Source organism: Streptomyces sp. NBC_00091 (assembly GCF_026343185.1).
Taxonomy (GTDB): Bacteria; Actinomycetota; Actinomycetes; order Streptomycetales; family Streptomycetaceae; genus Streptomyces.
Map to the genome: position 1 here is coordinate 300,460 of NZ_JAPEMA010000001.1, position 24,422 is coordinate 324,881.

Consider the following 24,422-nt stretch of genomic DNA (forward strand, 5'->3'; position numbering starts at 1 on the left):
AGCCGTTCCGACTGCCCGATTTCTACGTGCCGTACCGTTGCTATGCGAGTTGGCCAGTGTCGGCCGACTCGCCATGAACCGGGCCGGACGCTGGGCGTCTGGCACCGGGTGTCTCCCGAACGGTCTTGGAGACGGGGAACAGCGCAAGCTGGTCGCTTCGGTCCCGGCAGGTCTTGCCACCCTGGTGGGGTGTGCCTGTGGTCCTTGGCGGGCTCGCGGTCCCGCGTGCCCTGGGCTGGGGGACGGTCTGGCCGGTAGCTCTCCGCACAACGATCCTCTGGTCGTGTGCGGTCACACCTGGCCGACGCCGTATCCCGTGTCCCAGGGCGCGCCTGCCGATCGCCACCGAGGCCGCATGATGGCCGGTGACGAGCGTGGTCTTCGACTGCTGCTGAAGCGGCTGCTTCCAGTGCTGGCCGCCCCAGCGGGAGGTGTAGGCGGGGTCGACCGCGATCACGACAAGCCCGGCGTGGAGGGCCATGCCGCGCAGGCGTTCCCGGAAGCGCGCGGTCGGCAGTCCGGCGACGGTGCGCCGGAAGGTCTTGCCGCGTTTGCCTCGTCCCATGGTTTCCCGGCCGGTGGCACGGGCGTCGTCAAAGCCGAGGTTCTCGATCGCCAACCCGGCGCAGTCATTCGCCTGGGCGAGGCTGATGAGTTCGGTGATCGCGGCCCGCAGGCGGCCGTCGCGCCGGGATGCGGGTCCGGTCAGGTCGGTGGGTACGGTGACTGGTTCACCGACCGGGTTGCCGTGTGCGTCCACGACGCAGGCGGCGAGGTGGTCGGCGTTGAGGTCCACGGCCAGCAGCCGGGCGCCTGTGGCAACCAGCTCGACGGGTGTGGGCAGTGCCGCCTTCTCGGTGGCCCAGGAGGCGTTGAGGTACCAGCGGCCGCGTTCGGGGTCGTGGGTGATGTCGTAGCGGACGGCACGGTTGGCGGTGACCCGGTCGAGCCACTCCTCCCGGCGGTGGGTGAAGGCGACGGTGCCAGCGAGCCGGTAGCGGCCGCGTGGGGTGTTGGCCAGGTGTCGCAAGGGCTCGGGTAGGACGATCGTGACCGTGCCGTCGGCCGGGTGCACGCCGATCGTGTAGTTGCCGTGCGGTGCGCCGGACTCGCCGTCGGCGGTCAGGAACAAGCGGGCCGTGTCCCACCGCTCCCGCCACTCGGCCTCGGTGAGCTGGGCGTCGGCCAGGTTGTGCCGACTCTTCGCGAGCCGGCGCCCTCCCACCACGATCGCCGGATGCCCGGCCTCGATACGCGCCTCCACCCCGGCCAGGCGCGCGGTGAGCACTTCCAGCCGGTGCCGCTTCTGTACACGCTCGGCCTGGGACGGGTAGCCGCGAACACCGCCCCCACGTTGCCCGCACGGCACCGCCAAACGTTGACGGATCTTCGTGATGGCCCGGCGCAGGGACGCCCGCTCATCGAACAGGCAGCGCAGGCCGAGCTGGTACTGGTCCTCGCTGGCCCGGGTGATCGCACCCGCCCACCGCGAAGACGACACCTTCGTCAGCGCCCGCTTACGCTCCGCCCGCCGATTCTCCGTGACCGCCACCCTGCCCAACCGGACGCGCTCCGCAAGATCTATACGGGCGTGATGACCGAGGTGCTCACCCAGGAGCGTCAGGACCTTCGCATCCACCGAACTCACGTGCAGACGGTCCCGGATACGCGCACCGGCCGGGGCCGCGACCGTAAACGAAGCGGCCAGGGTACGCAGTTCCCGCCTCTTCCCCCGTGCACCGCGTGCCACCAGCCGCCTCCCTCCACTCGCCACAACGGACCAAGCCACCCCCCACAGCGAACAGCCCAGCAAGAGCACAAGCCCCGCAACGCCGTACCCGTTCACCCAAAAGAGGCATCCGACGGCCAACAATGACCAACTACCAAATCAACAGTTACCGACCCGCTGGTGTTCGGACAGAGCAGGAACCTTCCGGCAGCCAGGGCGGCCACCGCGCGGCTGGTCTCGATGGTCCCGGTGGACCAGAAGCTGGACGCCGGGGCCCGGGCCGGGCTCGACGCGTACGTCGGCGAACTCCAGGACTGGCTCGCCGGGATCCTCCACTGGCACCGCAGCGCCCGCCGCTATCGTGCGGAGGAACTGCACCGCCCGGGCGACGGACTGTCCACGTCCGTTCTGTCCAGCGGTTTCGGCATGTCGGCGGCGCGGATCGGCCTGCGCGCCTGATCCTGTGGGCAGCGGGGGCGGTCCGCTCGCCCGCCCCCGCACCGCGGGCCGTCAGAACTCGTCGGCCGTGTGGGGCAGCAGCCCGGTGTGCAGGGCCGCGTCGAGGGCGGCCGCGGCGCCGGGCGTGTGCTCGGCGACCAGTCCGGCGGCGACCAGCTCCTCGGCCCGGGTCCCGCCCAGGTAGCAGGCGGCCAGCTCCCGTACGTCCAGGGACAGGTCGGGGGCCGCGCGGGCGGGCTCGTACGTCGCCCCGCCCGGCCCCGCCTTGAGCCGGAACCGCCCGGCGTTCGCGGGCAGCCGTACGTCGGCCAGCTCCAGTACGAGTTCCACGGGCGCGGCCCACGACCGCCCGGTCAGCGCCGCCCGTACGTCGACCAGCCGCAGCCAGAGCGCCGGGTACTGGGCGGTGACCCTGACCTGGTCCCGGTCGGCGGCGAAGTGCAGCAGGGGGTCGTCGAGGGGGCGCCCCCAGGCGGACACCCGGCCGGTCAGGTCGAGGGAGGCCACGCAACTCCACAGCGCGGCGGCGACGGCCGGGGTGTCGGCCTCCAGCTCGTCGACGCGGACCAGGCCCGGGGTCCGGGTGGCCCCGCCGTCGTCCTCCGGCTTCGTGCGGTAGAGGACGTAGCCCGCCACCGGTTCGCCGGGGGCGCCCAGAGCGATGATCCGGGGCGGGCTCAGCTCCTCGTCCTCCTCGTCCTTTTCGCAGAGCCACTCCCCGGTCCAGCGCTCGGCGCTGCGGGTCGGCCGTCCCGCCCGGGTCCTGCGGGCGTCCTCGTGGTGGGGCGCGATGACGGTGAGGGCCTCCTCGGGGCCGACCAGCCGCAGCGGGCGCGGGTCGGGGTCGATGCGCAGGGCGAGCGGCCGGGTGGAGTCGATCTCGACGGTGAGGCCCTGGGTGGCGGCGCCGTAGCCGAAGCGGCCGTAGATGGCGGCTTCGGAGGCCCACAGGGCCACGAGCGGGCTGCCCTCGGCCCCGGCGCGGCGCAGCTGTTCGTCCATCAGGGCGGTGAGGACGCCCCGGCGCCGGTGGGTGGGGGCGACGGAGACGAAGGTGAGCCCGGGGCAGCCCAGGTCGGCGCCGCCGGGTACGGACAGGCGGAAGGCGTGCGCGGCCATGAAGCCGACCAGTGCGTCCCCGTCGTAGGCGCCGAGGCGTGAGCAGCGGCCGAGCAGGGCGTGGTGGCGATGGCGCGCTTCCTCCTCCGGGCGGTCGTGGAAGACCAGGTAGGCGAGCTCCTGGGCGCGGTCGATGTCGGCCTCGGGTACCTCGCGGATGTCCACCATGATCGGGAGACTAATCGGTCATCGCGGACCGCTCCCACCATATTGGCCGGATCTGCCCGTCCGGCCGGTCCCGATCGCGGTCCGGCCGGTCCGGGAGCCCGCCCTCAGCGGGTTCCGGGTCCGCTCCAGCCAGCCGGGACGTGTCCGATTCGGACCCGTTGGGGGTGGTCGCCCACGGGGACGGAGACCCGCTTGGCGCCGGTGGCGAAGTCGATGGCGGTGACCTGGTCGGCGCCGCTCTCGGAGATCACGCAGGCCGTGCCGTCGCCGTTGACGGTGGCCCAGTAGGGCTTGGCGGCGGGTACGAGGGGGCCCTCGGCGAGGGTGGCGCGGTCCACGACGGTCGCGTAGTCGTCCATGGTGCCGGCGACGCAGAGCCTGGTCCCGTCGGGGCTCATGGACATGCCGTGGTGGCGGGAGTCGTTGACCCACTGGGTGCGGTCGCCGGTGGTGGCGGGGTTCGCGGGGAGTGTCTTGATCCGGGTGATCCGGTCGGAGGCCACGTCGTATTCCAGGAAGCCGTTGAAGAACGACACCTGGAAGTAGAGCTTCGACTCGTCGGGGCTGAAGGAGACCGGGCGGACGGCGTCGGACAGGTCCTTGCGGCCGAAGGCGTCGAGCCGCTCGCGCATGTCGACGACGCGGACGGTGTCGAAGGTCTGCGTGTCGACGACGGTGATCTTCCGGTCGCCCTTCGTCCAGTCCAGCCAGGGCGCGTCGAGGGCGGAGGTGACGTCGCCTATGGAGCTGTTCCACAGGAAGCGGCCGCCCTGGGTGAAGGTGTTCTCGTGGGGCTTGTCGCCGGTGGTGAAGGATCCGGTCTGGCGGCCGGTGGCGATGTCGAGGACGTGCACGGTGTTCGCGGTGGAGGCGGAGACGGCGACCCGGGTCCCGTCGGGCGAGAGCGCCATGTGGTCGGAGCGGTACCCGGCCACCGGGAAGCGCCAGTTGATCCGTCCCGAGCGCAGGTCGATGGAGACGACGTCGGCGAAGCTGGGGCGGGAGACCACGACGGCGGAGCCGTCCGGGGTGGTGTACATGTCGTCGACGAACTGGTCGTGGCCCTCCCCCGCGGTGGCACGGATCCCGAGGAAGAAGCCGAGCTTGACGGGGTTGAGGTAGATCTCCCGCAGGCGTTCCTCCTTGTCGGGGACGACGTCGACGCGGCCCACCCTGGCCAGGTCCCCGGTGGAGGCGAGGACGTCGGCGGTGCCCTCCCAGTTGTTGCCGACGAAGAGCACCTCGCGCAGGCCGCCGCCGTCGGGCGGTGTCGCCGCGCGGGAGGCCGGGCCGAGGGTGAGCGCGAGGCCGGACAGCGCCAGGGCGCAGGTCAGGCGGAGGATGCGTGCAGAGGTACGACCGTTCCGGGACATCCGCTCAACTCCGATATGGGGAAGCGCTGTTACCGGCCGGTAAAATAAGCGGGACGAGAAGAAGGCGCAACCCCCGGGAGGGTCGCGCCTTCTGTCATGTCAGGGGGTCACCTCTTCAGGCGACGGAGCCGATCCTGGCGACGACCGTGTTCGCGGTGTCGTGGTGGATCGGGATGTGCGCCCCGGTGAGGGCGGCGCCGGTGCCGCCGCGGCGGTTCGCCACGATCTCGGCGGCGATGGACAGCGCGGTCTCCTCGGGGGAGCGGGCGCCGAGGTCCAGGCCGATCGGGGAGCGCAGCCGGGCCAGTTCGAGCTCGGTCACGCCCACCTCGCGCAGCCGCTTGTTGCGGTCCTCGTGGGTGCGGCGGGAGCCCATGGCGCCGACGTAGGCGACGGGAAGCTTGAGGGCCATTTCGAGGAGCGGGACGTCGAACTTGGCGTCGTGGGTGAGCACGCACAGGACGGTCCGGCCGTCCACCCGGGCGGTCTCCAGGTAGCGGTGCGGCCAGTCGACCACGATCTCGTCCGCCTCGGGGAAACGCTTCTTCGTGGCGAAGACGGGCCGGGCGTCGCACAGGGTCACGTGGTAGCCGAGGAACTTGCCGATCCGCACCAGGGCGGAGGCGAAGTCGATGGCACCGAAGACGATCATCCGCGGGGGCGGGACGCTGGACTCGACCAGTACCTTGAGCGGCTCTCCGCAGAGCCGGCCGTCGGCGCCGATCTCCAGCACTCCGGTCCGGCCGGCGTCCAGCATGGCGCGGGCCTCTTCGGCGATGGTGCGGTCCAGCTCGGGGTGTCCCCCGAAGCCGCCCTCGAAGGCGCCGTCGCCCCGGACGACCAGGGCGCGGCCCGTCAGCTCGGCCGGGCCTTCGGCTATCCGGGCCAGCGCGGCCGCCTCGCCCTGGACGGCGGCGCGCAGCGCGGTGGCCAGCACCTCCCGCAGGGGGGAGCCCACGGGGACCGGGGTGACCAGGATGTCGATGATTCCGCCGCAGGTCAGACCCACGGCGAAGGCATCGTCGTCGCTGTAGCCGAAGCGCTCCTGGACGGTCTCGCCGTCCTCGAGCGCCTGCCGGCACAGCTCGTACACCGCACCCTCCACGCATCCGCCGGAGACCGAGCCGATGGCCGTGCCCTCGCTGTCGACAGCGAGTGCGGCCCCGGGCTGCCTGGGTGCGCTTCCGCCGACCGCCACGACCGTGGCGACCGCGAAGTCACGTCCCTGCTCGACCCACCGGTTCAGTTCTTCGGCGATGTCCAGCATGGGGGCCTCCTCGGAGAGGGTCGGTTTCCAGTATCGGATACGTGCAGGGTGCGGTTCTCGTACGGTTGCGCCGTTCGTACCGGTCAGGCCGGGCCGGGTCAGTGGACCCCGAGCCAGCTCTCGATCGGGTTGAGGGCGAAGAAGACCACGAAGATGGCGGTCAGCGCCCACATGAAGGCACCGATCTCCCGGGCCTTGCCCTGCGCGACCTTGATGGCCACGTAGGAGATGACACCGGCGGCGACACCAGCGGTGATCTGGTAGGTGAACGGCATGATCACGACGGTCAGGAAGACCGGGATCGAGGTGGCGCTGTCGGACCAGTCCACGTGGCGGGCGTTCTGCATCATCATCGCGCCGATGACCACGAGGGCCGCGGAGGCGACCTCACCCGGGACGATCTGGGTGATCGGGGTGAAGAAGAGGCAGGCGGCGAAGAAGAGGCCGGTGACGACGGAGGCGAGGCCTGTGCGGGCTCCCTCACCGACGCCGGTGGCGGACTCGACGAACACGGTCTGGCCGGAGCCGCCCGCGACGCCACCGATGGCGCCACCGGCGCCGTCGATGAACAGGGCCTTGGACAGGCCCGGCATGCGGCCCTGGTCGTCGGCGAGCTTGGCCTCGGTGCCGACGCCGATGATGGTGGCCATCGCGTCGAAGAAGCCGGCGAGCACGAGGGTGAAGACGATCATGCCGATGGTCATGGCGCCGACTTCGCCCCAGCCGCCGAACTCGACCTGGCCGAAGAGCGAGAAGTCGGGCATCGAGACCGCGGAGCCCTTGAGCTCGGGCGCGCCGTTCTTCCAGGCCTTCGGGTCGATGTCCACGATGGCGTTCAGGATGGCGGCCAGAACGGTTCCGCCGACGATGCCGATCAGGATCGCGCCGGGGACCTTGCGGGCCTGCAGCATGAAGATGCCGAGCAGGGTGATGCAGAAGAGCAGGACGGGCCAGCCGGCGAGTTCACCGACGGAGCCGAGCTGTACGGGGGGACCGAACTCCGGACCCTTGCCCACGAAGCCGGCCTTGACCAGGCCGATGAGGGCGACGAACAGGCCGATGCCCATGGTGATCGCGTGCTTGAGCGCGAGCGGGATCGCGTTCATGATCATCTCTCGGAGGCCGGTGACGACCAGGAGACAGATCACGACGCCGTACATCACGCACATGCCCATGGCCTGCGGCCAGGTCATCTGGGGGGCGACCTGCGAGGCGAGCACGCCGGAGACGGAGAGTCCGGCGGCGAGTGCGAGCGGCACCTTGCCGACGAAGCCCATCAGGAGCGTGGTGAGGGCTGCGGCGAAGGCCGTGGCGGTGATCAGGGCCGCCGGCGCCATCGTGTTCCCGGCGACGTCCTTGCCGGAGAGGATCAGCGGGTTGAGCAGGAGGATGTACGCCATCGCCATGAAGGTCGTGATACCGCCACGAACCTCGTTGCCGACGTTGGATCCTCTGTGGGTGATGTGAAAGTAACGGTCGAGCCAAGAACGCCCGGCGGGGTTCAGAGAGCCGTCGCCGGCCTCTTCCGCGGTGGTCTTGGGCTCCACAGATGACTGGGTCATGGTGCCTAACTCCCAAGGTTCAAAGGGGCACCCGCATAAAGATTGGAGACACGGGATTTGGGAAACTGCGTTGGCTGCACGACCCGGGGTGACGGCCCGAGGCGACGCGAATGTGCACTGCGTGTACTGCGGGTAGCGCGGGGGTGACCGCTGGTACTACGTGGGGGTTTTTGCAGGGGTTCTGCCAGGTGACGAGGACCGCGAGCGGTGCGGTGCCTTCGTACTTCGTGCTCCGGGCGGTGCGACTGGAAGTGTGACGTTCCCGTGTCACACCGCCCGGAAATCCAAGGGGGGTCCGGGGGCCTCGCGGCCCCCGGACCACGCCGTCCTAGAGGGTCCCGGTAAGGGCTTCCGGACGGATCGGCGTCTTGTTGAGCTCCAGACCGGTCGCCGCCCGGATCGCCGCGAGGACGGCCGGGGTGGACGAGAGGGTCGGGGCCTCGCCGAGACCGCGAAGGCCGTACGGCGCGTTCGGGTCGGCGAGCTCCAGGACGTCGACCGGGATGGTCGGGGTGTCGAGGATGGTCGGGATCAGGTAGTCCGTGAAGGAGGGGTTGCGCACCTTCGCGGTCTTCGGGTCCACGATGATCTCCTCCATGACCGCCACGCCGAGACCCTGGGTGGTACCACCCTGGATCTGGCCCACCACGGAGAGCATGTTCAGGGCCTTGCCGACGTCCTGTGCGGTCGCCAGCTCGACGACCTTGACGAGGCCGAGCTCGGTGTCCACCTCGACGACCGCGCGGTGCGCGGCGAAGGTGTACTGGACGTGGCCGTCGCCCTGGCCGGTGACCAGGTCGAACGCGACGGTCGGACGGTGACGGAACTCGAGCTCGAGGTCGATCGCGTCCTCGCCCTCCAGGATGTCCGCCAGGTCCGCGAGCACCTCGCCGCCGTCGGTGACGACCTTGCCGCCCTCGAGGAGCAGCTCGGCGGTCGCCCACGCCGGGTGGTAGGAGCCGTTCTTGCGGCGGCCGATCTCCAGGACGGCCTCGCGGACGGCCTCACAGGTGTTCTTCACGGCGCCACCGGTCATGTACGTCTGCCGGGAGGCGGACGTGGAACCGGCGGAGCCGACCTGCGTGTCGGCCGGGTGGATGGTCACCTGCGTGACACCCAGCTCCGTACGGGCGATCTGCGCGTGGACGGTGACACCGCCCTGGCCGACCTCCGCCATGGCCGTGTGGACCATCGCGACGGGCTCGCCGTTGATGACCTCGAGGCGCACGCGGGCGGTCGAGTAGTCGTCGAAGCCCTCGGAGAAGCCGACGTTCTTGATGCCGACCGCGTAGCCGACGCCGCGGACGACGCCCTCACCGTGCGTGGTGTTGGAGAGGCCGCCCGGCAGCGCGCGGACGTCCGCACCCTCGCCGGCGCTCTCCCACTGGCGCTCCGGCGGCAGCGGGCGGGCCTTGACCCGGCGCAGCAGCTCGGCGACCGGGGCCGGGGAGTCCACGACCTGGCCGGTGGGCATGATCGTGCCCATCTCCATGGCGTTCAGCTGGCGGAACTCGACCGGGTCCATGCCCAGCTTCGCCGCGAGCTTGTCCATCTGGGCCTCGTAGGCGAAGCAGGCCTGGACGGCGCCGAAGCCGCGCATCGCGCCACAGGGCGGGTTGTTCGTGTAGAGCGCGATCGCCTCGATGTCGACGTCGTCGATGACGTACGGGCCGACGGAGAGGGAGGAGGCGTTGCCCACGACCGCCGGGGAGGCCGACGCGTACGCGCCGCCGTCCAGGACGATCTTGCACTTCATGTGCGTGAGCTTGCCGTCCTTGGTGGCGCCGTGCTCGTAGTACAGCTTCGCCGGGTGACGGTGCACGTGGCCGAAGAACGACTCGAAGCGGTTGTAGACGATCTTGACCGGCTTGTTCGTGGCCAGGGCCAGGAGGCAGGCGTGGATCTGCATCGAGATGTCCTCGCGGCCACCGAAGGCACCGCCGACGCCCGAAAGCGTCATGCGGACCTTCTCCGGCGGGAGGCCGAGGACCGGGGCGATCTGCTGGAGGTCCGAGTGCAGCCACTGGGTGGCCACGTACAGGTCGACGCCGCCGTCCTCGCAGGGCACGGCCAGGCCGGACTCCGGGCCGAGGAAGGCCTGGTCCTGCATGCCGAAGGTGTACTCGCCCTCGACGATGACGTCGGCGCGCTTGCGGGCCTCTTCCACGTTGCCGCGGATGATCGGCTGGCGGTGCACGATGTTCGGGTGCGGGACGTGACCGATGTGGTGGTCGTCGCGGCCCTCGTGGATCAGCGGCGCGTCGGCGGCGAGGGCGGAGGCCTCGTCCGTGACGAGCGGCAGCTCACGGTAGTCGATCTTGATCTTGGCGGCCGCGCGGCGGGCGGTCTCCGGGTGGTCGGCGGCCACGAGGGCGACCGGCTCACCGTGGTGACGGACCCGGCCGTTGGCGAGAACCGGGGTGTCCTGGATCTCGAGGCCGTAGTTCTTCATCTCGGCCGGCAGGTCGTCGTACGTCAGCACCGAGTAGACACCCGGCATGGCCAGGGCCTCGGAGATGTCGATGGAGACGATCTCGGCGTGGGCGACGGTGCTGCGCAGGGTCTGGCCCCACAGCATGTCCTCGTGCCACATGTCCGAGGAGTACGCGAACTCACCGGTGACCTTGAGGGTGCCGTCCGGGCGGAGCGTGCTCTCGCCGATGCCGCCCTTGTTGTGCTTCTGGGTGACGTTCGTCGGCGTGCCGGCGGGTACGGTGCGGGTGTTCTGAGCCATGATCAGACCGCCTCTCCCTGACGGGCGGCCGCCAGGCGGACCGCGTCGAGGATCTTCTCGTAGCCCGTGCAGCGGCACAGGTTGCCGGACAGGGCCTCACGGATGTCCTGGTCGGACGGGTCGGAGTTGCGCTCCAGCAGCTCGTCGGCCTGGACCAGCAGGCCCGGGGTGCAGAAACCGCACTGGACGGCGCCGGCGTCGATGAACGCCTGCTGGATGTTGGAGAGCTCCACGCCCTCACCGGTCTGCGAGTCACCGGGCTTGGCGGCCCAGCGCTTCGCCTCGTCGGTGGAGACGCCCTTGCTGCCGCAGCCGCCGCCGGTGCCGCAGGCACCGCCGTGGCCGTGCTCCGCGCGCTGCTTGGCGAAGTCCGCCAGGCCCTCGACGGTCACGACGTCGCGACCCTCGACCTGACCGGCCGCGACCAGGCAGGAACAGACCGGCACGCCGTCGAGGCGGACGGTGCAGGAACCGCACTCGCCCTGCTCGCACGCGTTCTTCGAACCGGGCAGGCCCAGGCGCTCACGCAGCACGTAGAGAAGGGACTCGCCCTCCCACACGTCGTCGGCTTCCTGCTGACGACCGTTGACAGTGAAATTGACGCGCATGGTTACGCAGCCCCTTCAAGCGAGCGGCCGTTGGTGCCGCGGTACTGCTCCCACGTCCAGACGAGCTGACGGCGAGCGAGGATGCCGACCGCGTGACGGCGGTACTTCGCCGTGCCGCGAACGTCGTCGATCGGGTTGCACGCGCCGGAGGCGAGGTCACCGAACTGCTTGGCGATCGACGGGGTGATGACCTTGCCGTTGTCCCAGAAGCCGCCCTCTTCGAGCGCGGCGTTCAGGAACTCCTCGGCGGCCTTCGCCCGGATCGGGGTCGGGGCGGCCGAGGCGATACCCGTACGCACGGTGCGGGTGTCGGAGTGCAGGGCCAGGCCGAAGCCGCAGACCGCGATGACCATCGCGTTGCGGGTACCGACCTTGGAGTACTGCTGCGGGCCGGTCGCGTTCTTGATGTGGACCGACTTGATGAGCTCGTCGGCGGCGAGCGCGTTGCGCTTGACGCCGGTGTAGAACTCGTCGATCGGGATCAGGCGCGAACCACGCACGGACTCGACCTCGACGTGGCAGTCGGCGGCGAGCAGCGCGGGGTGGGAGTCACCTGCGGGCGAGGCGCAACCGAGGTTGCCGCCGACACCGCCGCGGTTGCGGATCTGCGGGGACGCGACCGTGTGCGAGGCGAGCGCGAGACCCGGCAGCGTGGTGCGCAGGTTCTCCATGATCTGGGTGTACGGGACGGAGGCGCCGAGCTTGGTGACCTCCTCGCCGACCTCCCACTCCCGCAGCAGTTCGATGCGGTTGAGGTCCAGGAGGTATTCCGGACGGCGGTGGTCGAAGTTGATCTCGACCATGATGTCGGTGCCACCCGCAATCGGCACAGCTGTGGGGTACTCGGCCTTAGCGGCGAGCGCCTCCTCCCAGCTGGCGGGGCGAAGGAAGTCCATGTGCGGCTCTCTTCTTCTTCATCGTGTCGTTCACTTCAAGCCAGGAGGCCTAGAGGCCCTCGACTGGTCGTTCACGTGCTGTTAACGCGGTGTGGACTCAGTACACCGGCCGCCCCTCCCCCGGGTGCAGTCACCGAAACCATGAAGGAGTTGGCTGACGGCCTCCCTCGTCTTGTAGATTCGTATGAAAGGCAGGATGCAACGACCTGCCCGATTTCCAACGGCAACATTCGAGACAGATCGGCGGCGACATCATGCGGCTGCGCGCACTGCTGGAAACCGAGGCGCTGGGGCTGCGGCTGCTGGGCGGCGAGGAAGAACTCGACCGGACGGTCCGCGGGGTCATGACGACCGACCTGAGGGATCCCAGCCGATACCTCACCGGGGGCGAACTCGTCCTCACTGGCCTGGCCTGGCGAAGAAATTCAGCCGACTCCGAGCCGTTCGTACGAATCCTCGCGAGCGCGGGCGTCGCGGGCCTGGCGGCCGGCGAGGCCGAACTGGGAGACATCCCGGACGACCTTGTTTCAGCCTGTCGGCGCAACCGTCTCCCGCTGTTCGCTGTGAACGAAGACGTTGCATTCGCCACCATCACCGAGTACGTCGTGCGGCAGGTCTCCGGGGAGCGCGCGGGCGATCTCGCGGCCGTCGTGGACCGCCACCGGCGCCTGATGACCTCGGGCCCCGCGGGCGGCGGACCCGACGTGGTGCTGGATCTGCTCACCACCGACCTCGATCTGCGGGCCTGGGTGCTCTCGCCCACCGGCCGGCAGATCGCCGGGGCGGGCGAGCCGCTGGCTCCGGGCATCTGCGCGGCGCTGGCGAGCGAACACCTCGCGGCGGTCCGGACCGGGCGCAGGGGCCCGCACCGGATGTCCATCCAGGGTATTACCTACTCCCTCTTCCCGATCAGGGGACACGGCCGCGGCCAGGGGCCCGGCGCCCGCGACGTGCGCGAGAGCGTGCTGTCGGACTGGCTGCTGGCCGTCGAGGCGGACGCGGGCGACTGGCCCGCCGAGCGCCTGGACCTGCTCCAGGGCGTGACCCAGCTGATCGCGGTCGAGCGGGACCGCCGCGACGCGGCCCGTACGGTGCGCCGCCGCCTCGCCCAGGAGGTGCTGGAACTGGTCCAGACAGGCGCGCCGCCCGCCGAGATCGCCGCCCGCCTGCGGGTGGCGGCCCCGGTGCTGCTGCCCGGGCTGGGCGCCGCCCCGCACTGGCAGGTCGTCGTGGCGCGGGTGGACTGGGAGGGCGGCGACATCGCCGGCGGCCCGGTGGCCCAGTCGCTGCTGGAGGAGATCCTGGTCGACCCGTCGATGGCGGGACCGGAGCCGTCCGACCGGATCGCGGTGGCCCATGCGGGTGACGAGGCGATCGCGCTCGTACCGCTGCCCGCGCTCTCCGGCGACGCCGGGGAGGACAAGGGCCCGGACTCCGCCCTGCACGCCGACGCGCTCCTGGCGGCCGTACGCGAGCCCCTGGCGGCCGGTCTGGCCGACGACGGCCGGCTCACGCTCGGCGTCAGCGCGGCCGTGCACTCCGCCGAGGGGCTGCGCGGGGCGCTGGAGGAGGCCCGGCACGCCCGCCGGGTCGCCGCCGCCCGCCCGGGCCGGGTCTGCGCGGCCGGCCACCACGAGCTGGCCTCGCACGTGCTGCTGCTGCCGTTCGTGCCGGACGACGTGCGCCGCGCCTTCACGGCCCGCCTGCTGGACCCGCTGCGGGACTACGACCGCAGGCACCGGGCGGAGCTGATCCCGACCCTGGAGGCCTTCCTGGACTGCGACGGCTCCTGGACCCGCTGCGCGACGCGGCTGCACCTCCACGTCAACACGCTGCGTTACCGGGTCGGGCGAATCGAGCAGCTGACGGCGCGCGACCTCTCGCGCCTGGAGGACAAGCTCGACTTCTTCCTGGCACTGCGGATGAGCTGACCGAATCCTTGCGGAGGGGGCGGGCGGGGTCGGCTGACGAGCCGTCCGGACTTTGTGAAAGAGTTCACCCGACCCCTTGGCCGATGCAGCAGATCCGTGCTCTCATTTCGCCCCAGGGCTCAACGACGTGCTGCTTGGTTGCTTCGGGGAGGGCAATGTGGCGGATACCGCCATGTCCGGTGCGGGATCAACGGGGGGCGACGACCCCCTCCAGCGGGCGATATGGCGGCTGCGCTCGCGCGGCTGTTGGACGGACGCGGCGGCCCTGCTGACGCCGCACACGGACGATGCCGGGGCGGCGGTGCAGCGCACCGCGCTCCTGGTGGAGCGGTGCCTGTTCACCGGCCAGGGCTGGGCCGAGGCGGAGGACGCGCTGCGGGTGGCCGAGGCCGTGGCCCGGGACGACGACGAGCGGGGCGCGGCGGCCTGTGAGCGGGGCCAGCTGGCCTACGCGGCCACCGTGCTCGGCGTACGCGACCGGGCGGACGAGGCCCGCTCGGCGCTGGGCCGCGCGGCCGCCCTGCTGTCCCCGGGGTCGCGGACCCGGCCGCTGCTGGACTTCCGGCGGGGGCTGGTCGCCGAGCACCTGGCGGACGCCCCGCAGGCGGCCCGGCCGGCGTACCACCGCGCCCACGCGGGGGCGGAGGCCCACGGGGACACCCTGCTGCTGTCCTTCACCTGGCGCCACCTGGCCGCGCTGGCGCTGCGGGACGGCGAGGTCGCCGAGGCCCGCAAGGGCTTCGTGGAGTCCCTGCGGATCCGGGAGGACCTGGGGTTCCTGGTGGGCACGGCCCCCGCGCTGGCGGCCCTGGCCGAGGCCGAGCCGGAGCCCGAGGCCACCCGGCTGCGCGAGGAGGCCCGCCGGCTGTTCCACCTGCTGGGCGGCATCCCGACCTGGCTGGCGGACCAGCTGGCCCCGTCCCCGGCGGCGTAGCGGTTCTCCTTCAGGCGGGAGAGCCCGCGAAGTGTTCCCGTACGAGTGACTCCACCACCGGGAGGTCCTGGGCGATCAGGGCCTCCAGGAGGGCCGAGTGCTCGGCCGCGTCGGCCACGAGGTCGGCGCGGCGCGCGCGCGGGGCGCCGGGCAGGGGCCACTGGGCGCGGCGGTGCAGCTCCTCCGCGACCTGCGCCAGCTGGCCGTTGCCCGCCAGGGAGAGCACCGCGCGGTGGAAGGCCCGGTCGGCGTCCGCGTACCGGGGCAGGTCCCCCTCGGCGGCCGCCTCGGCGGTGGCGTGGGCCGCCGGGCGCAGGGACTCCCAGGTCGCGGCGGGTACGGAGCGGGCCAGCCGGAGCATCACGGGCACTTCGATCAGGGCCCGGACCTCGGCCAGCTCCGCCAGGGTGCGGGGGGTGCGGGTCAGCACCCGGAAGCCCCGGTTGGGCAGGCATTCCACCGCCCCCTCCAGCGCCAGCTGCTGCATGGCCTCGCGGACGGGGGTCGCGGAGACCCCGAACCGCTCGCCCAGCGCGGGGCCCGAGTAGATCTCCCCCGGTACCAGGTCGCCGTCCACGAGGGCGGCGCGCAGCGCGTCGAGGATCTGCCCGCGCACCGAATGGCGCAGCACCTTCTGCGCCTTCTGCGCCTTCTGCGCGGGGATCCGCACGGACATCAGGGGGTCTTGCGCCGCCGGTTCTTCCGACACCGGGGCATGGGCCGCTTCGCGCACTCGGTCCTCCTCCGGGTCTCGACCGGTTCCGAGGATAGGCGACGGGCCGGTGGGCGTAGTGGGGCGCGAGGAGGGTGGCGAATCCGGCCACCCGGGGGCCCCACGGACCACCGAGATCGGCTAAGGTAAGGCTAACCTTCTTTCGCGACGCGTGATTCGGTGGTCCGTCATGACCGGCTCGGCTGTTCCCGCCCTGCTCCCGCCCGCACCCGCCCCGGCCGGCTCTCCAGTGGCGTGTGCGTACGAGCGCCTGACGGCCGCCTATCCGAACCTGCGGGTCGACGAGCGCGGCGCGCACGAACCCCTCCCTCGCGGTGTGGGCTGGGTCGGCGCGCACGAGCTCGCGGCGGGCGGTGCGGCCCTCGACACCCACCTCGAGTGGGACGAGGCCCAGGTGCTGCGGGACCACGGGCGCCGGGGCCGGCCCGACGTGGTGGCCGGATTCGGACTGCACCGGTACGCCTGGCCGGCCTGCCTGCTGATCACCGTCCCGTGGTTCCTGGAGCGCCGGGTGCCCCGGCTGCCCGTGGACCGGGTGGCCTTCCACCGGACCCGGGGGCGGATGTCCGTACACGTCGGGGAGTTCGCCTGCCTGCCGGACGACCCGGCGGCCGCCCTGCCCGGGGCGCGGGTCGTAGCCGGCGAGGAGGCCCTGCGCGAGGAGGTGCGGGCAGCGGTGGCCCAGCACCTCGGACCGCTGCTGGAAGGTTTCGGCCCGCGGATGCGGCGCGGCCGCCGCGCCCTGTGGGCGATGGCCACCGACGAGGTGGCCGAGGGGCTCTGGTACCTCGGGAGCCTGCTCGGCGAGGAGCGGCGGGCCGTGCGCGAGCTGGAACTGCTGCTGCCGGGCACCCTCGCCCCCTACACGGGCGGCGCGGGCTTCCGCAGCCTCGCCGGCCCCGGCGGGGCGGAGCTGACCACCCGGGACCGGGCCGCCTGCTGCTTCTTCTACACGATCCGCCCGGAGGACACCTGCACGACCTGCCCGCGCACCTGCGACGCGGACCGCGTCACCCGGCTCACGGAGGCCACCGGCTGAACCCACCCGGTCGGATGAAGCTGATTCGAACCCAACCCAGCTCGTACGAGCGTCAGTTCGAGTCACAACACCCTATCCGACGGGACCCGCCCCCCGATGGCGTCCACTTGCCCCGAAACCCACGTGCACCGCTGACCGGCTGCGCCACTATGGCGCCCGGAAAGCCGCATACGCGAGGCAAGGGACATCCGCATGAGACTGACCGACATATCGCTGGACTGGCTGCTGCCCGGCAGCCTGTTGATCCTGGGCGTACTTGCGGCAGTGGCGGTGCTGGCCCGGGGCAAGCGGGAGGGCGAGAAGGCCGCGGCCGACGACAGCTGGGAACGCAGCGAGGAACGGCGGCGGCGCAAGGAAGCCGTCTACGGGACCGCCTCGTACGTCCTGCTCTTCTGCTGCGCGGCGGTGGCCGCCGCGCTCTCCTTCCACGGGCTCGTCGGCTTCGGCCGGCAGAACCTGAACCTCTCCGGCGGCTGGGAGTACCTGGTCCCCTTCGGCCTCGACGGCGCCGCCATGTTCTGCTCGGTGCTCGCGGTCCGCGAGGCCAGCCACGGTGACGCGGCCCTCGGCTCCCGGATGCTGGTCTGGCTGTTCGCCGGGGCGGCCGCCTGGTTCAACTGGGTCCATGCCCCCAGGGGTTCGGGCCACGACGGCGCCCCGCAGTTCTTCGCCGGCATGTCGCTCTCGGCGGCCGTGCTCTTCGACCGGGCCCTCAAGCAGACCCGCCGGGCGGCGCTGCGCGAACAGGGCCTGATCCCGCGGCCGCTGCCGCAGATCCGCATGGTCCGCTGGCTGCGGGCACCGCGGGAGACCTTCGGCGCCTGGTCGCTCATGCTGCTGGAGGGGGTGCGCACCCTCGACGAAGCGGTCGACGAGGTGCGCGAGGACAAGAAGGAACGGGAACAGGACCGGCACCGCAGGCGGGAACAACACCGCCTGGACCGCGCGCACATCAAGGCGCTGGGCCGGCAGAACAGGGCGTTCGGGCGGGCCCGGGCGCGCCAGGTCGACCTCCCGGGGCTGGCCCCCGGGGCTGGCTCCGCGCCGGTCGGCGCGGAGCCCGCCATATCGGAAGCGGGACAGCTGCCCCTGCTCCGAAGGCCCTCACTGCAGGCCGTGAACGGACCCGAATCCACTGATCCGTCCGGCTCCCGGACGGTGGACCTCACCGCCGAGGACGACACCCAGACGATCCCCCGGCTCGACTCCCTGGAGCGCAAACTGAAGGACCTGGAGCAGCAGTTCGGCTGACCGGACCGCACGCACACGGCGGCGGGGTGCCCCTCGGGCACCCCGCCGCCGCACGCTCAGGCCGCGGCCTGGAGCTCGAACCAGACCACCTTGCCGCGGCCCATGGCCAGCGGATCCACCCCCCAGGCGTCGGCGAGCGCCTGCACCAGGAGCAGTCCCCGGCCGTGCGTACCGTCGTCGGCGGACGGTACGTACGGCCGGGGCAGTCGTGCGGTGTGGTCACGGACCTCCACCCGCAGCCGGCCGGCCCGGACGGTCGCGGACACCTCGGCGCCCTGTTCGGTGTGGACGAGGGCGTTGGTGACCAGCTCGGTGATCAGCAGCTCGGCCACATCGGCCACCTCGGCCATCTCGCCCCGGCAGCGGTGGCGCAGCAACTCCCGCAGGGCCCGGCGGACCTCGCCCACCGCCTTCAGATCGGTCCGGCGCACACTGCGCGCCAGCTCGGCCCGGTCCGGCTCGCCGGCCGTCGACGGCTCGCGCGGCACCGGCAGCCCGCTCCTCCACGATTTCCCGCTCTTCGCCCCCACCCGCACGGCGACATACCTCCCCGTATTCGGCTGCCCGTGTTCTCGAACAGGCCTACGGAATGCATGCCCCCGACGACAGTCCGCACTCCTGCGGACTCAAGGCCCGGGCATGTTGCGGAGGTTGGATCGAGCCATCCGGATCATCCGGCCCACCCCGCCGTCCAGCACGATCTCGTTGGCGGACCGTGCGAATCCGGTCACCGTTTCGGCGCTGGTCTTCGGTGGAACCGACAAGGCGTCGGGGTCGGTCACCACGTCCACCAGGCGCCCGCCGCGCGGGCGATGGCGGCGAAGTCCGGGTTCCGGTTAGCCGTTCCGTACGAAGGAAGGCCGGAAACCGGCATTTCCAACTCCACCATGCCCAGCGACGAGTTGTCGAAGAGGACCACTTTGACGGGCAGGTCGTACTGCACCAGGGTGAGGAAATCTCCCATCGGCATCGAGAATCCGCCGTCGCCGACATCGGCACCACTTGACGGCGACGGTCCGTAGACTGTGCGCCGCTTGCCGTTCGGCGAAAGATAGCGCGCCTTCCATCCGTGCACGACCCGCGCGGTTACGCCTCCCAGACCGCGGCCGCCGTCCGGTCGTCGGCGTACCCCTTGAGGCGGAGCTGGGTGTCGGCGAGGAAGGCCGCCAGGCCCGGCGGGTCCCCCTGCGACCAGCGGGCGGCGAGCTCGGCCGGGAGCAGGCTCTCCTCGCGCATGGGGTCCGCGAGGCCTCCGGAGCACAGCAGCAGGGTGTCGCCCGGGCGGGCCACGGAGGCCCGGAACCGGAAGCCCGTCGCGCCGCCGGGCTCCTGCTCCATGTCCTGCCAGCGGCCCGCGCGGAGCCGGAAGACCCCGCCCGCGCCCACGCCGAAGCAGATCCGGTGGGGGCACTGCGGGTCCAGGGGCAGCAGGAGTCCGCGCAGCCCGGCCGTGTACGCCTCCTCCGCGAGCCCGAGTTCGGCGGCGCGGGCCCGCAGCCGCCCGTAGCCCCGGTCGGTGAGGCGCTGGAGCCCCGACAGGAGGGCCTCGCGCCGGCCCGCCAGGATGTCCTCGGCCAGCCGCTCCCGGCTGCGCCCGACGGCCGCCGCGACGGAGTGGCCCAGTTCGGCGGCGGCCTCGCGGGCGCCGGGGGCGGCCCGGTCCCCGCCGGCCAGGACCACCAGCACCAGGGCGTCGTCCCCGTTGCCGAAGCGAGCGGTGAGCAGGAAGTCCCGCCGGGCCTCGCCCCGGTAGCGGGCGGAGTCCCCGCGCAAGGAGGCGGCGCGCAGGGTGTACGTGCCGTAGCGGGCCCCCTCCAGGACGGTGTCGGGGGTCAGGAAGTCGAGCGCCGCCGGGTCGGCGGCGGGCAGCGCCCCCGGCTCGGCGGCGTAGGTGGGGGCCCGGTCGCCGAGGTGGCGCACGTCCGGGCGCTCGCCGGGCCGCGGCGGGGCGGGTTCCGGTGCGGGGCCCGGCTCCGGTTCCGGCTCCGGTCCGGCGTCGGGCCGGCCCCAGGCGGGCGGCTCGGCCCCTGCCGCCGCCGGCTCCCCGGCCGGGGCGGGCGGTACGGCCAGGTCCCCCTGCACGTACCCGGTCTCCCCCGCCACCCGGGGATCCGGCCGGGCCGTCCCCCCGCGCTGCGCCGGCACCGCGGCCGGGGGGAACCCGGGCGCCGGGGGCGGGGGCGGCTCGGCCATGCGGAACCCCGGCGGCGGCGCGGGTACGGGCGGGGCCAGCGGCGGGACGGGCGGGGCCAGCGGGGCCGGAGGGACGGGCGGGGCCAGCGGGGGCGGCGGCGGTGGCGGCACGGGCCCGGGCGGAGCCGGCGCAGCCGCCGGACCCGCCGCGGGCCGTACCGGCGGCTCGGGCGGGTGGTACCCGGGCGGGGGCACGGGCGGCAGGGGTGCGGGGGCCGTCCCCGGGGTGGGCGGAGCCGCCGCCGGAGGCTCGCGGCGCGGGGCCGGCAGCGGCGGCTGCGGTGGGGCCGGGTCGGTCACCAGGACCGACGCCGAGCGGAAGCGCTGGTCCAGGGTGTCCCCCGGGTCAGGTCCGGGCCCCGCGTCCGGATCCTCGTACAGCTTCTGCCACCAGTCCTCCGCACCCTGCTGACTCATGCCCTGATTGTCGGCCTCCCCGGGCGGCGGAAAACCCCGAATGCACGAAAAGGGTCCACCGGGCCGCCGCCCGGTGGACCCCTCCCGCCCTACCCGTACGGACTAGCGGACGTCGTACGCCCGCGCGACCGTCTGGGTGACCGTGGCGCCGTTCGCGTCGGCCAGTTCGACCTTCAGCGAGACCGGCCTGCCGGAGGCACCGGCGTGGTTCACGACCGCCGTCCAGCGGCCGTCGCGCTCGCTCACCCGCGCCTGCGTCCAGTGCTCGCCGTCGTACGAGTACGACAGCTTCGCCGAGGTGAGCGCGCCCGGCGCGTAGCCCGCGTGGCCGGTGGCGGTCAGCCCGACGCTCAGCCCGTCCGCCGCCGGGGCCGTCTTCAGGCCGTCCAGCGGGGCGGCGTAGCGCGGGAAGAGGACCGGCAGGCCCTGCGAGTACGCCGACGCGTCGAGCTTCGAGGTGAAGCCCCAAGTCGTCTCGACCGCCGTGGAGCGCTGCCAGGTCCGGGCGGGCGGGCCGATCTTCTCGATGGCCTGGGTCAGTTCGTACCGGCCCTCCTGCGCCGGGACCTCGAAGACCCCGAAGGGGTACCAGCTCTCGCCGATGGCCTCGCCGTCGCGCGTGAGGCGCAGGCTGCCGATGTCACCGAAGGAGCCCGGCTGCGCGAAGTGGCCGCCGTCCCCCCACATGGCGGGGGCGAAGCCGATCAGGTTCCCCTGCCGCTCGGCGGCGAGCGCCTCCTTCCCGGAGCGGTCGCGCGGCGCGACGGGCGCGGTCACCCCGTCGTACCAACTCGCCGTGCTCCGCGCCCCCTTGGCGTAGGTGCGCTGCTCTCCCGTCATGAACTCGCCCCAGGGGAAGCTGCTGGACAGCAGCTGGTCCCAGGCGGTGTCCCCCGCCGAGTAGTACTCGGTGCGCCGGCCCGGGACGGCGACGGTCTCGATCGAGCCGAAGAACACGGCGGTGCCGATCGGCCGGTAGGCGCCGGCCAGGTCGACGAAGTCGGTGGCCACGCCCATGGAGTTGTAGGTGCTCTCCACCCGACCGAGGTCGCGGTCGCGCACCTCGTACGGGTGGCCGCCCCTGACCGGTCCCGTCTCGGGGAAGGCGAGGGAGTAGAGGTACGGGCTCTTCGCGGTGGCCTTCCAGGACAGGGTGACCCCGCCCTCCTTCAACCGGGCCAGCAGCGCCCGCGCCTCGGCGGCCTCGATGGTCATGGCGGGCAGCGCGCCGCCCGCGTAGCCGGTGAAGCCGACCCAGCGGCCCGGAGCCTCGCGGTGGGCGAGCACGGCGACGGCGCCGGCCTTCCGCGCGTTGTCCGCGACCTCGCGCAGCGCCCCGTCGGCGCTCTTGACGAGCGCGATCGCGCCCTTGGCCCCGGCCAGCTCCCCGGGGGCGCCGCTGCCGGCGTCGACGAGCGGGGCGCTCCCGGCGCCGTCGAGGTTGTCGCTGCCGGTGGAGGCGGTGATCGGGTGCAGGACCGGACCGCCGACGGCCTTCAGCTCGGAGATCAGCGGGGCGCCGGCCCGCCAGTAGCTGCCGAACTCGAAGTCGCCGTCCTCGGCGCGGCCTTCGACGGAGGCGTAGTAGCCGCGGACGGTACGGCCGCCCATGGCGGTTCCGGCGTGCAGCCAGACCCCTCCCCAGCTGCGGGCGAAGGCCAGGGTGGTGCTGCGGGACTCCAGCGGCCGCTCGGCCTCGACGGTGAGGCGCCCGGCCGTGCGCGCGTCGAGCACGATGACGGTGTCCTTCTTCACCTCCACCTGCGGCCGCCCGAGATAGGTGAGGGAGTCGGTCAGGGCCGCCCCCTCCCCCGCGTCCGGGGTGGCGACGAAGGCGGAGAGGAAGTACGCGCCCGGGCGCACCCGGTAGACCTGGTCGGCGGCGCCGTCGTTGAAGCGGCGCTCACCGGACGCGTCGTCCGTGCCGATGACGTCGAGGGACGAGGGGCCGGCGGCGGGCTTGCCCGTCCGGTCCAGCAGTCTGACGCGCAGGGTGACGGTCTCCGGCTCCACGTAGAGGGAGAAGGGGGTGGAGACGTGGACCCCGTCGGCCGTGGCGACGACGCGGCCGGTGACGTCCCCGTACTGGGAGCGCTCCAGCTTCGCGGCCGGATCGAGGGCGAGCGGCACGCTGACGGTGGCCCCGGCCGGGAGCGTGACCGTACGCCGCTCCAGGCGGGCGACCTGACTGCGGACGGCCGAGCCGTCGTTGCCGGTGACCTTCTCGACGGCGAGGCTGAGGGTGACGGGCCGGCTGCCGGTGTTGGTGTACGGGACCGCGACGCTCGTGCGCTCTCCGCGGTCCTGCGGCCAGTGGTAGGCGCCGCCCTGCACGGCGGGTGCGCCGGTGACGGTGGCCTCGGTCGCGGCCCTGACGTCGAGGCGCCCGCCGCCGGTCTCCCGTACGTCGCCGGGCACGGCGGTCCGGGCGGAGCCGACCAGGGCGGCCTTGACCTGGGCCGCGTTCCACTCGGGGTGGCGCTGCTTGACGACGGCGGCGGCCCCGGCGACGTGCGGGGTGGCCATCGAGGTGCCGGACATGGACTGGTACGCGTACACCCCGCGCCCGCCCATGGCGGCGGCGGAGATGGCGACGCCGGGGGCGGCGATCTCGGGCTTGAGGGTGTGCCGGAGTCCGGCGGGGCCCCGGCTGGAGAAGACGGCGGTGGTGTCGTCGCGGTCGACGGCGCCGACGGTCAGCACGCTGGGTGCGCAGCCGGGCGAGGAGACGGTGTTGTTGCCGGGCCCGGAGTTGCCGGCGGCGATCACGAACAGCGGTCCCCGCTGCGAGAGTTGCTCGGCGGCTGCGGCCAGCGGGTCGTCGCAGGCGGTCTGGGAGGGGTCGCCGAGACTCATGGAGACCACGTCGGCCCTGCTCTCGACGGCCCATTCCATTCCGGCGATGATCCAGGAGTCCAGGCCGTACCCCTGGTCATTGAGTACCTTGCCGCTGAGCAGCTCGGCGCCGGGGGCGACGCCCTTCTTGGCCCCGCCGCTCTCGGCGCCGGAGCCGCCGACGGTGGAGATGGTGTGGGTGCCGTGGCCCTGGCGGTCGGCGTCGGTATCGGAGTCGGTGAAGTTCTTCGAGGCGGTCACCCGCCCCTTGAGGTCCGGGTGCTCGAGATCCGTACCGGTGTCGAGGACGGCGACCTTCGTTCCGGCGCCGTCGAAGCCGGCCGCCCAGGCGGCGGGGGCGTTCACCTGCCGGGTGGAGCGCTCCAGACTGGCCTGAACCTTGCCGTCGAGCCACAGCTTCTTCAGCCCGCCGGCGGCGCGCGAGCGGCTGCCGGCGGCCATGTCGGCCCAGAAGTCGGCGGCCCGCTCCTTCTCGGCGGCGAGGGCGACGGCGCCGATGGAGCCGAGGACCAGGGAGCGTTCGGCTCCGCGCGGGGCGGGCGGGGCGCTGCGCGCCACGTCGACGGAGCCGTCGTAGACGGCGATGAGGGGGAGCCGCTTCGCGTGTGCGTCGTCGTATCCCTGCCGGATGAGGCCGGTGACGTTGAAGAGTTCGCGGTCGACGGTGCCCGCGGCGAGGGCCTTGACCGCGCTCTCGGGGTAGACGTAGAGGTCCTTGCCGCTCTGGCGGGTCTGGACGACGGGCTGGGTGCCGTTCTCGCGGGGCATCGCGGTGGCGGCGGTGCGTCCGGCGGCGTCGGTGGACACCAGGATCCGGTCGCCGGTGACGAGGGTGACGGTGACGGGGGCCGTCGGGGCCCCCGCTGCCGCCTGACTGCCTGTGAGTGGTCTTCTGTCCGGCGCTCGGTCGCTCGGCTGTGCCGCCGACGGGCCGACGGCGGTGACGGCCAAGGCGGCTGCGGTGGCCGCCCCGAGCGCCGTTCGCGATATCGGACGCATCGCTCTCCCCAGGTGAATTCCGGGCAACTGGCCAGCAAATGGCCCATGTCCGGAGGATGTTGGTGCTGCGGTGGCGTCACCTTGGCAGAGGGGCGGAGGTTGCGGCGAAGATGGCCGCGGCGGGTTTGCGCCGTGGCCGCTTCCCGCCAGGAAC

Annotated in this window: 17 protein-coding genes and 1 pseudogene; 5 read left to right on the forward strand and 13 right to left on the reverse strand. The window is 72.6% G+C overall.

What is annotated here, in order from left to right; genetic code table 11:
- Nucleotides 1-40: 40 nt before the first annotated feature.
- Nucleotides 41-1,648 (reverse strand): hypothetical protein, encoded by a 1,608-nt coding sequence (locus OOK34_RS01295; RefSeq protein ID WP_267032003.1) that lies wholly within the window; start codon nucleotides 1,646-1,648, stop codon nucleotides 41-43.
- A gap of 261 nt (nucleotides 1,649-1,909) precedes the next feature.
- Here OOK34_RS01295 and OOK34_RS01300 point away from each other — a divergent pair, with 261 nt between their 5' ends.
- Nucleotides 1,910-2,188, forward strand: a complete 279-nt coding sequence (locus OOK34_RS01300) for a hypothetical protein (protein ID WP_267032004.1) — start codon at nucleotides 1,910-1,912, stop codon at nucleotides 2,186-2,188.
- A gap of 51 nt (nucleotides 2,189-2,239) precedes the next feature.
- Here OOK34_RS01300 and OOK34_RS01305 read toward each other — a convergent pair whose 3' ends face one another.
- The 7 genes from OOK34_RS01305 to OOK34_RS01335 all read right to left on the reverse strand — a co-directional run bounded on the left by OOK34_RS01305 (nucleotide 2,240) and on the right by OOK34_RS01335 (nucleotide 11,915).
- Complete coding sequence (locus tag OOK34_RS01305) at nucleotides 2,240-3,475, reverse strand: GNAT family N-acetyltransferase (protein WP_267032005.1); 1,236 nt, start codon at nucleotides 3,473-3,475, stop codon at nucleotides 2,240-2,242.
- Nucleotides 3,476-3,579: 104 nt separating this feature from the next.
- Nucleotides 3,580-4,848, reverse strand: a complete 1,269-nt coding sequence (locus OOK34_RS01310; RefSeq protein WP_267032006.1) for a YncE family protein — start codon at nucleotides 4,846-4,848, stop codon at nucleotides 3,580-3,582.
- Between the two features lie 115 nt (nucleotides 4,849-4,963).
- Nucleotides 4,964-6,115, reverse strand: a complete 1,152-nt coding sequence (locus OOK34_RS01315) for an XdhC/CoxI family protein (RefSeq protein WP_267032007.1) — start codon at nucleotides 6,113-6,115, stop codon at nucleotides 4,964-4,966.
- A gap of 98 nt (nucleotides 6,116-6,213) precedes the next feature.
- Nucleotides 6,214-7,677, reverse strand: coding sequence for an NCS2 family permease (locus tag OOK34_RS01320; RefSeq protein ID WP_267032008.1), 1,464 nt, complete (start codon nucleotides 7,675-7,677; stop codon nucleotides 6,214-6,216).
- Nucleotides 7,678-8,005: 328 nt separating this feature from the next.
- Nucleotides 8,006-10,411: a xanthine dehydrogenase family protein molybdopterin-binding subunit gene (locus OOK34_RS01325; protein WP_267032009.1), complete on the reverse strand. Its 2,406-nt coding sequence runs from the start codon at nucleotides 10,409-10,411 to the stop codon at nucleotides 8,006-8,008.
- Nucleotides 10,412-10,413: 2 nt separating this feature from the next.
- Nucleotides 10,414-11,019 (reverse strand): (2Fe-2S)-binding protein, encoded by a 606-nt coding sequence (locus OOK34_RS01330; RefSeq protein WP_267032010.1) that lies wholly within the window; start codon nucleotides 11,017-11,019, stop codon nucleotides 10,414-10,416.
- 2 nt (nucleotides 11,020-11,021) lie between these two features.
- Nucleotides 11,022-11,915 (reverse strand): xanthine dehydrogenase family protein subunit M, encoded by an 894-nt coding sequence (locus tag OOK34_RS01335; RefSeq protein ID WP_267032011.1) that lies wholly within the window; start codon nucleotides 11,913-11,915, stop codon nucleotides 11,022-11,024.
- Nucleotides 11,916-12,169: 254 nt separating this feature from the next.
- Here OOK34_RS01335 and OOK34_RS01340 point away from each other — a divergent pair, with 254 nt between their 5' ends.
- Nucleotides 12,170-13,846, forward strand: a complete 1,677-nt coding sequence (locus OOK34_RS01340; protein ID WP_267032012.1) for a PucR family transcriptional regulator — start codon at nucleotides 12,170-12,172, stop codon at nucleotides 13,844-13,846.
- A gap of 157 nt (nucleotides 13,847-14,003) precedes the next feature.
- Nucleotides 14,004-14,780: a hypothetical protein gene (locus OOK34_RS01345; RefSeq protein WP_267032013.1), complete on the forward strand. Its 777-nt coding sequence runs from the start codon at nucleotides 14,004-14,006 to the stop codon at nucleotides 14,778-14,780.
- Nucleotides 14,781-14,790: 10 nt separating this feature from the next.
- Here OOK34_RS01345 and OOK34_RS01350 read toward each other — a convergent pair whose 3' ends face one another.
- Entirely contained in the window at nucleotides 14,791-15,456 is a 666-nt protein-coding gene (locus OOK34_RS01350) for a GntR family transcriptional regulator (RefSeq protein WP_267032014.1), read from the reverse strand.
- A 226-nt stretch (nucleotides 15,457-15,682) separates the two neighbouring features.
- Between OOK34_RS01350 and OOK34_RS01355 the strand changes: the two genes are divergently transcribed.
- Together OOK34_RS01355 and OOK34_RS01360 are read left to right on the forward strand one after the other, a co-directional pair.
- The gene (locus OOK34_RS01355; protein ID WP_267032015.1) at nucleotides 15,683-16,552 is read left to right on the forward strand and encodes a (2Fe-2S)-binding protein; all 870 of its coding nucleotides are present in this window, start codon (nucleotides 15,683-15,685) and stop codon (nucleotides 16,550-16,552) included.
- 192 nt (nucleotides 16,553-16,744) lie between these two features.
- Complete coding sequence (locus tag OOK34_RS01360; RefSeq protein WP_267032016.1) at nucleotides 16,745-17,803, forward strand: DUF2637 domain-containing protein; 1,059 nt, start codon at nucleotides 16,745-16,747, stop codon at nucleotides 17,801-17,803.
- A gap of 56 nt (nucleotides 17,804-17,859) precedes the next feature.
- Here the strand turns inward: OOK34_RS01360 and OOK34_RS01365 are convergent, their stop codons facing one another.
- The 4 genes and pseudogenes from OOK34_RS01365 to OOK34_RS01380 form a co-directional block, all read right to left on the reverse strand.
- Entirely contained in the window at nucleotides 17,860-18,291 is a 432-nt protein-coding gene (locus OOK34_RS01365; RefSeq protein ID WP_267032017.1) for an ATP-binding protein, read from the reverse strand.
- A 138-nt stretch (nucleotides 18,292-18,429) separates the two neighbouring features.
- Nucleotides 18,430-18,881: pseudogene (locus OOK34_RS01370) on the reverse strand (thiamine pyrophosphate-dependent enzyme); the annotation flags it as partial.
- A gap of 8 nt (nucleotides 18,882-18,889) precedes the next feature.
- The gene (locus OOK34_RS01375; protein WP_267032018.1) at nucleotides 18,890-20,413 is read right to left on the reverse strand and encodes a protein phosphatase 2C domain-containing protein; all 1,524 of its coding nucleotides are present in this window, start codon (nucleotides 20,411-20,413) and stop codon (nucleotides 18,890-18,892) included.
- Between the two features lie 102 nt (nucleotides 20,414-20,515).
- Entirely contained in the window at nucleotides 20,516-24,268 is a 3,753-nt protein-coding gene (locus OOK34_RS01380; RefSeq protein ID WP_267032019.1) for a S8 family serine peptidase, read from the reverse strand.
- Between the last annotated feature and the right edge of the window lie 154 nt (nucleotides 24,269-24,422).

Bases quoted from the DNA above. Each gene is read 5' to 3' on its own strand.
- OOK34_RS01325 (WP_267032009.1), bottom strand. From the start codon at position 10,411: ATGGCTCAGAACACCCGCACCGTACCCGCCGGCACGCCGACGAACGTC.
- OOK34_RS01360 (WP_267032016.1), top strand. From the start codon at position 16,745: ATGAGACTGACCGACATATCGCTGGACTGGCTGCTGCCCGGCAGCCTG.
- OOK34_RS01310 (WP_267032006.1), bottom strand. From the start codon at position 4,848: ATGTCCCGGAACGGTCGTACCTCTGCACGCATCCTCCGCCTGACCTGC.
- OOK34_RS01335 (WP_267032011.1), bottom strand. From the start codon at position 11,915: ATGGACTTCCTTCGCCCCGCCAGCTGGGAGGAGGCGCTCGCCGCTAAG.
- OOK34_RS01330 (WP_267032010.1), bottom strand. From the start codon at position 11,019: ATGCGCGTCAATTTCACTGTCAACGGTCGTCAGCAGGAAGCCGACGAC.
- OOK34_RS01350 (WP_267032014.1), bottom strand. From the start codon at position 15,456: ATGTCCGTGCGGATCCCCGCGCAGAAGGCGCAGAAGGCGCAGAAGGTG.
- OOK34_RS01315 (WP_267032007.1), bottom strand. From the start codon at position 6,115: ATGCTGGACATCGCCGAAGAACTGAACCGGTGGGTCGAGCAGGGACGT.
- OOK34_RS01355 (WP_267032015.1), top strand. From the start codon at position 15,683: ATGACCGGCTCGGCTGTTCCCGCCCTGCTCCCGCCCGCACCCGCCCCG.
- OOK34_RS01380 (WP_267032019.1), bottom strand. From the start codon at position 24,268: ATGCGTCCGATATCGCGAACGGCGCTCGGGGCGGCCACCGCAGCCGCC.
- OOK34_RS01375 (WP_267032018.1), bottom strand. From the start codon at position 20,413: ATGAGTCAGCAGGGTGCGGAGGACTGGTGGCAGAAGCTGTACGAGGAT.
- OOK34_RS01305 (WP_267032005.1), bottom strand. From the start codon at position 3,475: ATGGTGGACATCCGCGAGGTACCCGAGGCCGACATCGACCGCGCCCAG.
- OOK34_RS01340 (WP_267032012.1), top strand. From the start codon at position 12,170: ATGCGGCTGCGCGCACTGCTGGAAACCGAGGCGCTGGGGCTGCGGCTG.
- OOK34_RS01320 (WP_267032008.1), bottom strand. From the start codon at position 7,677: ATGACCCAGTCATCTGTGGAGCCCAAGACCACCGCGGAAGAGGCCGGC.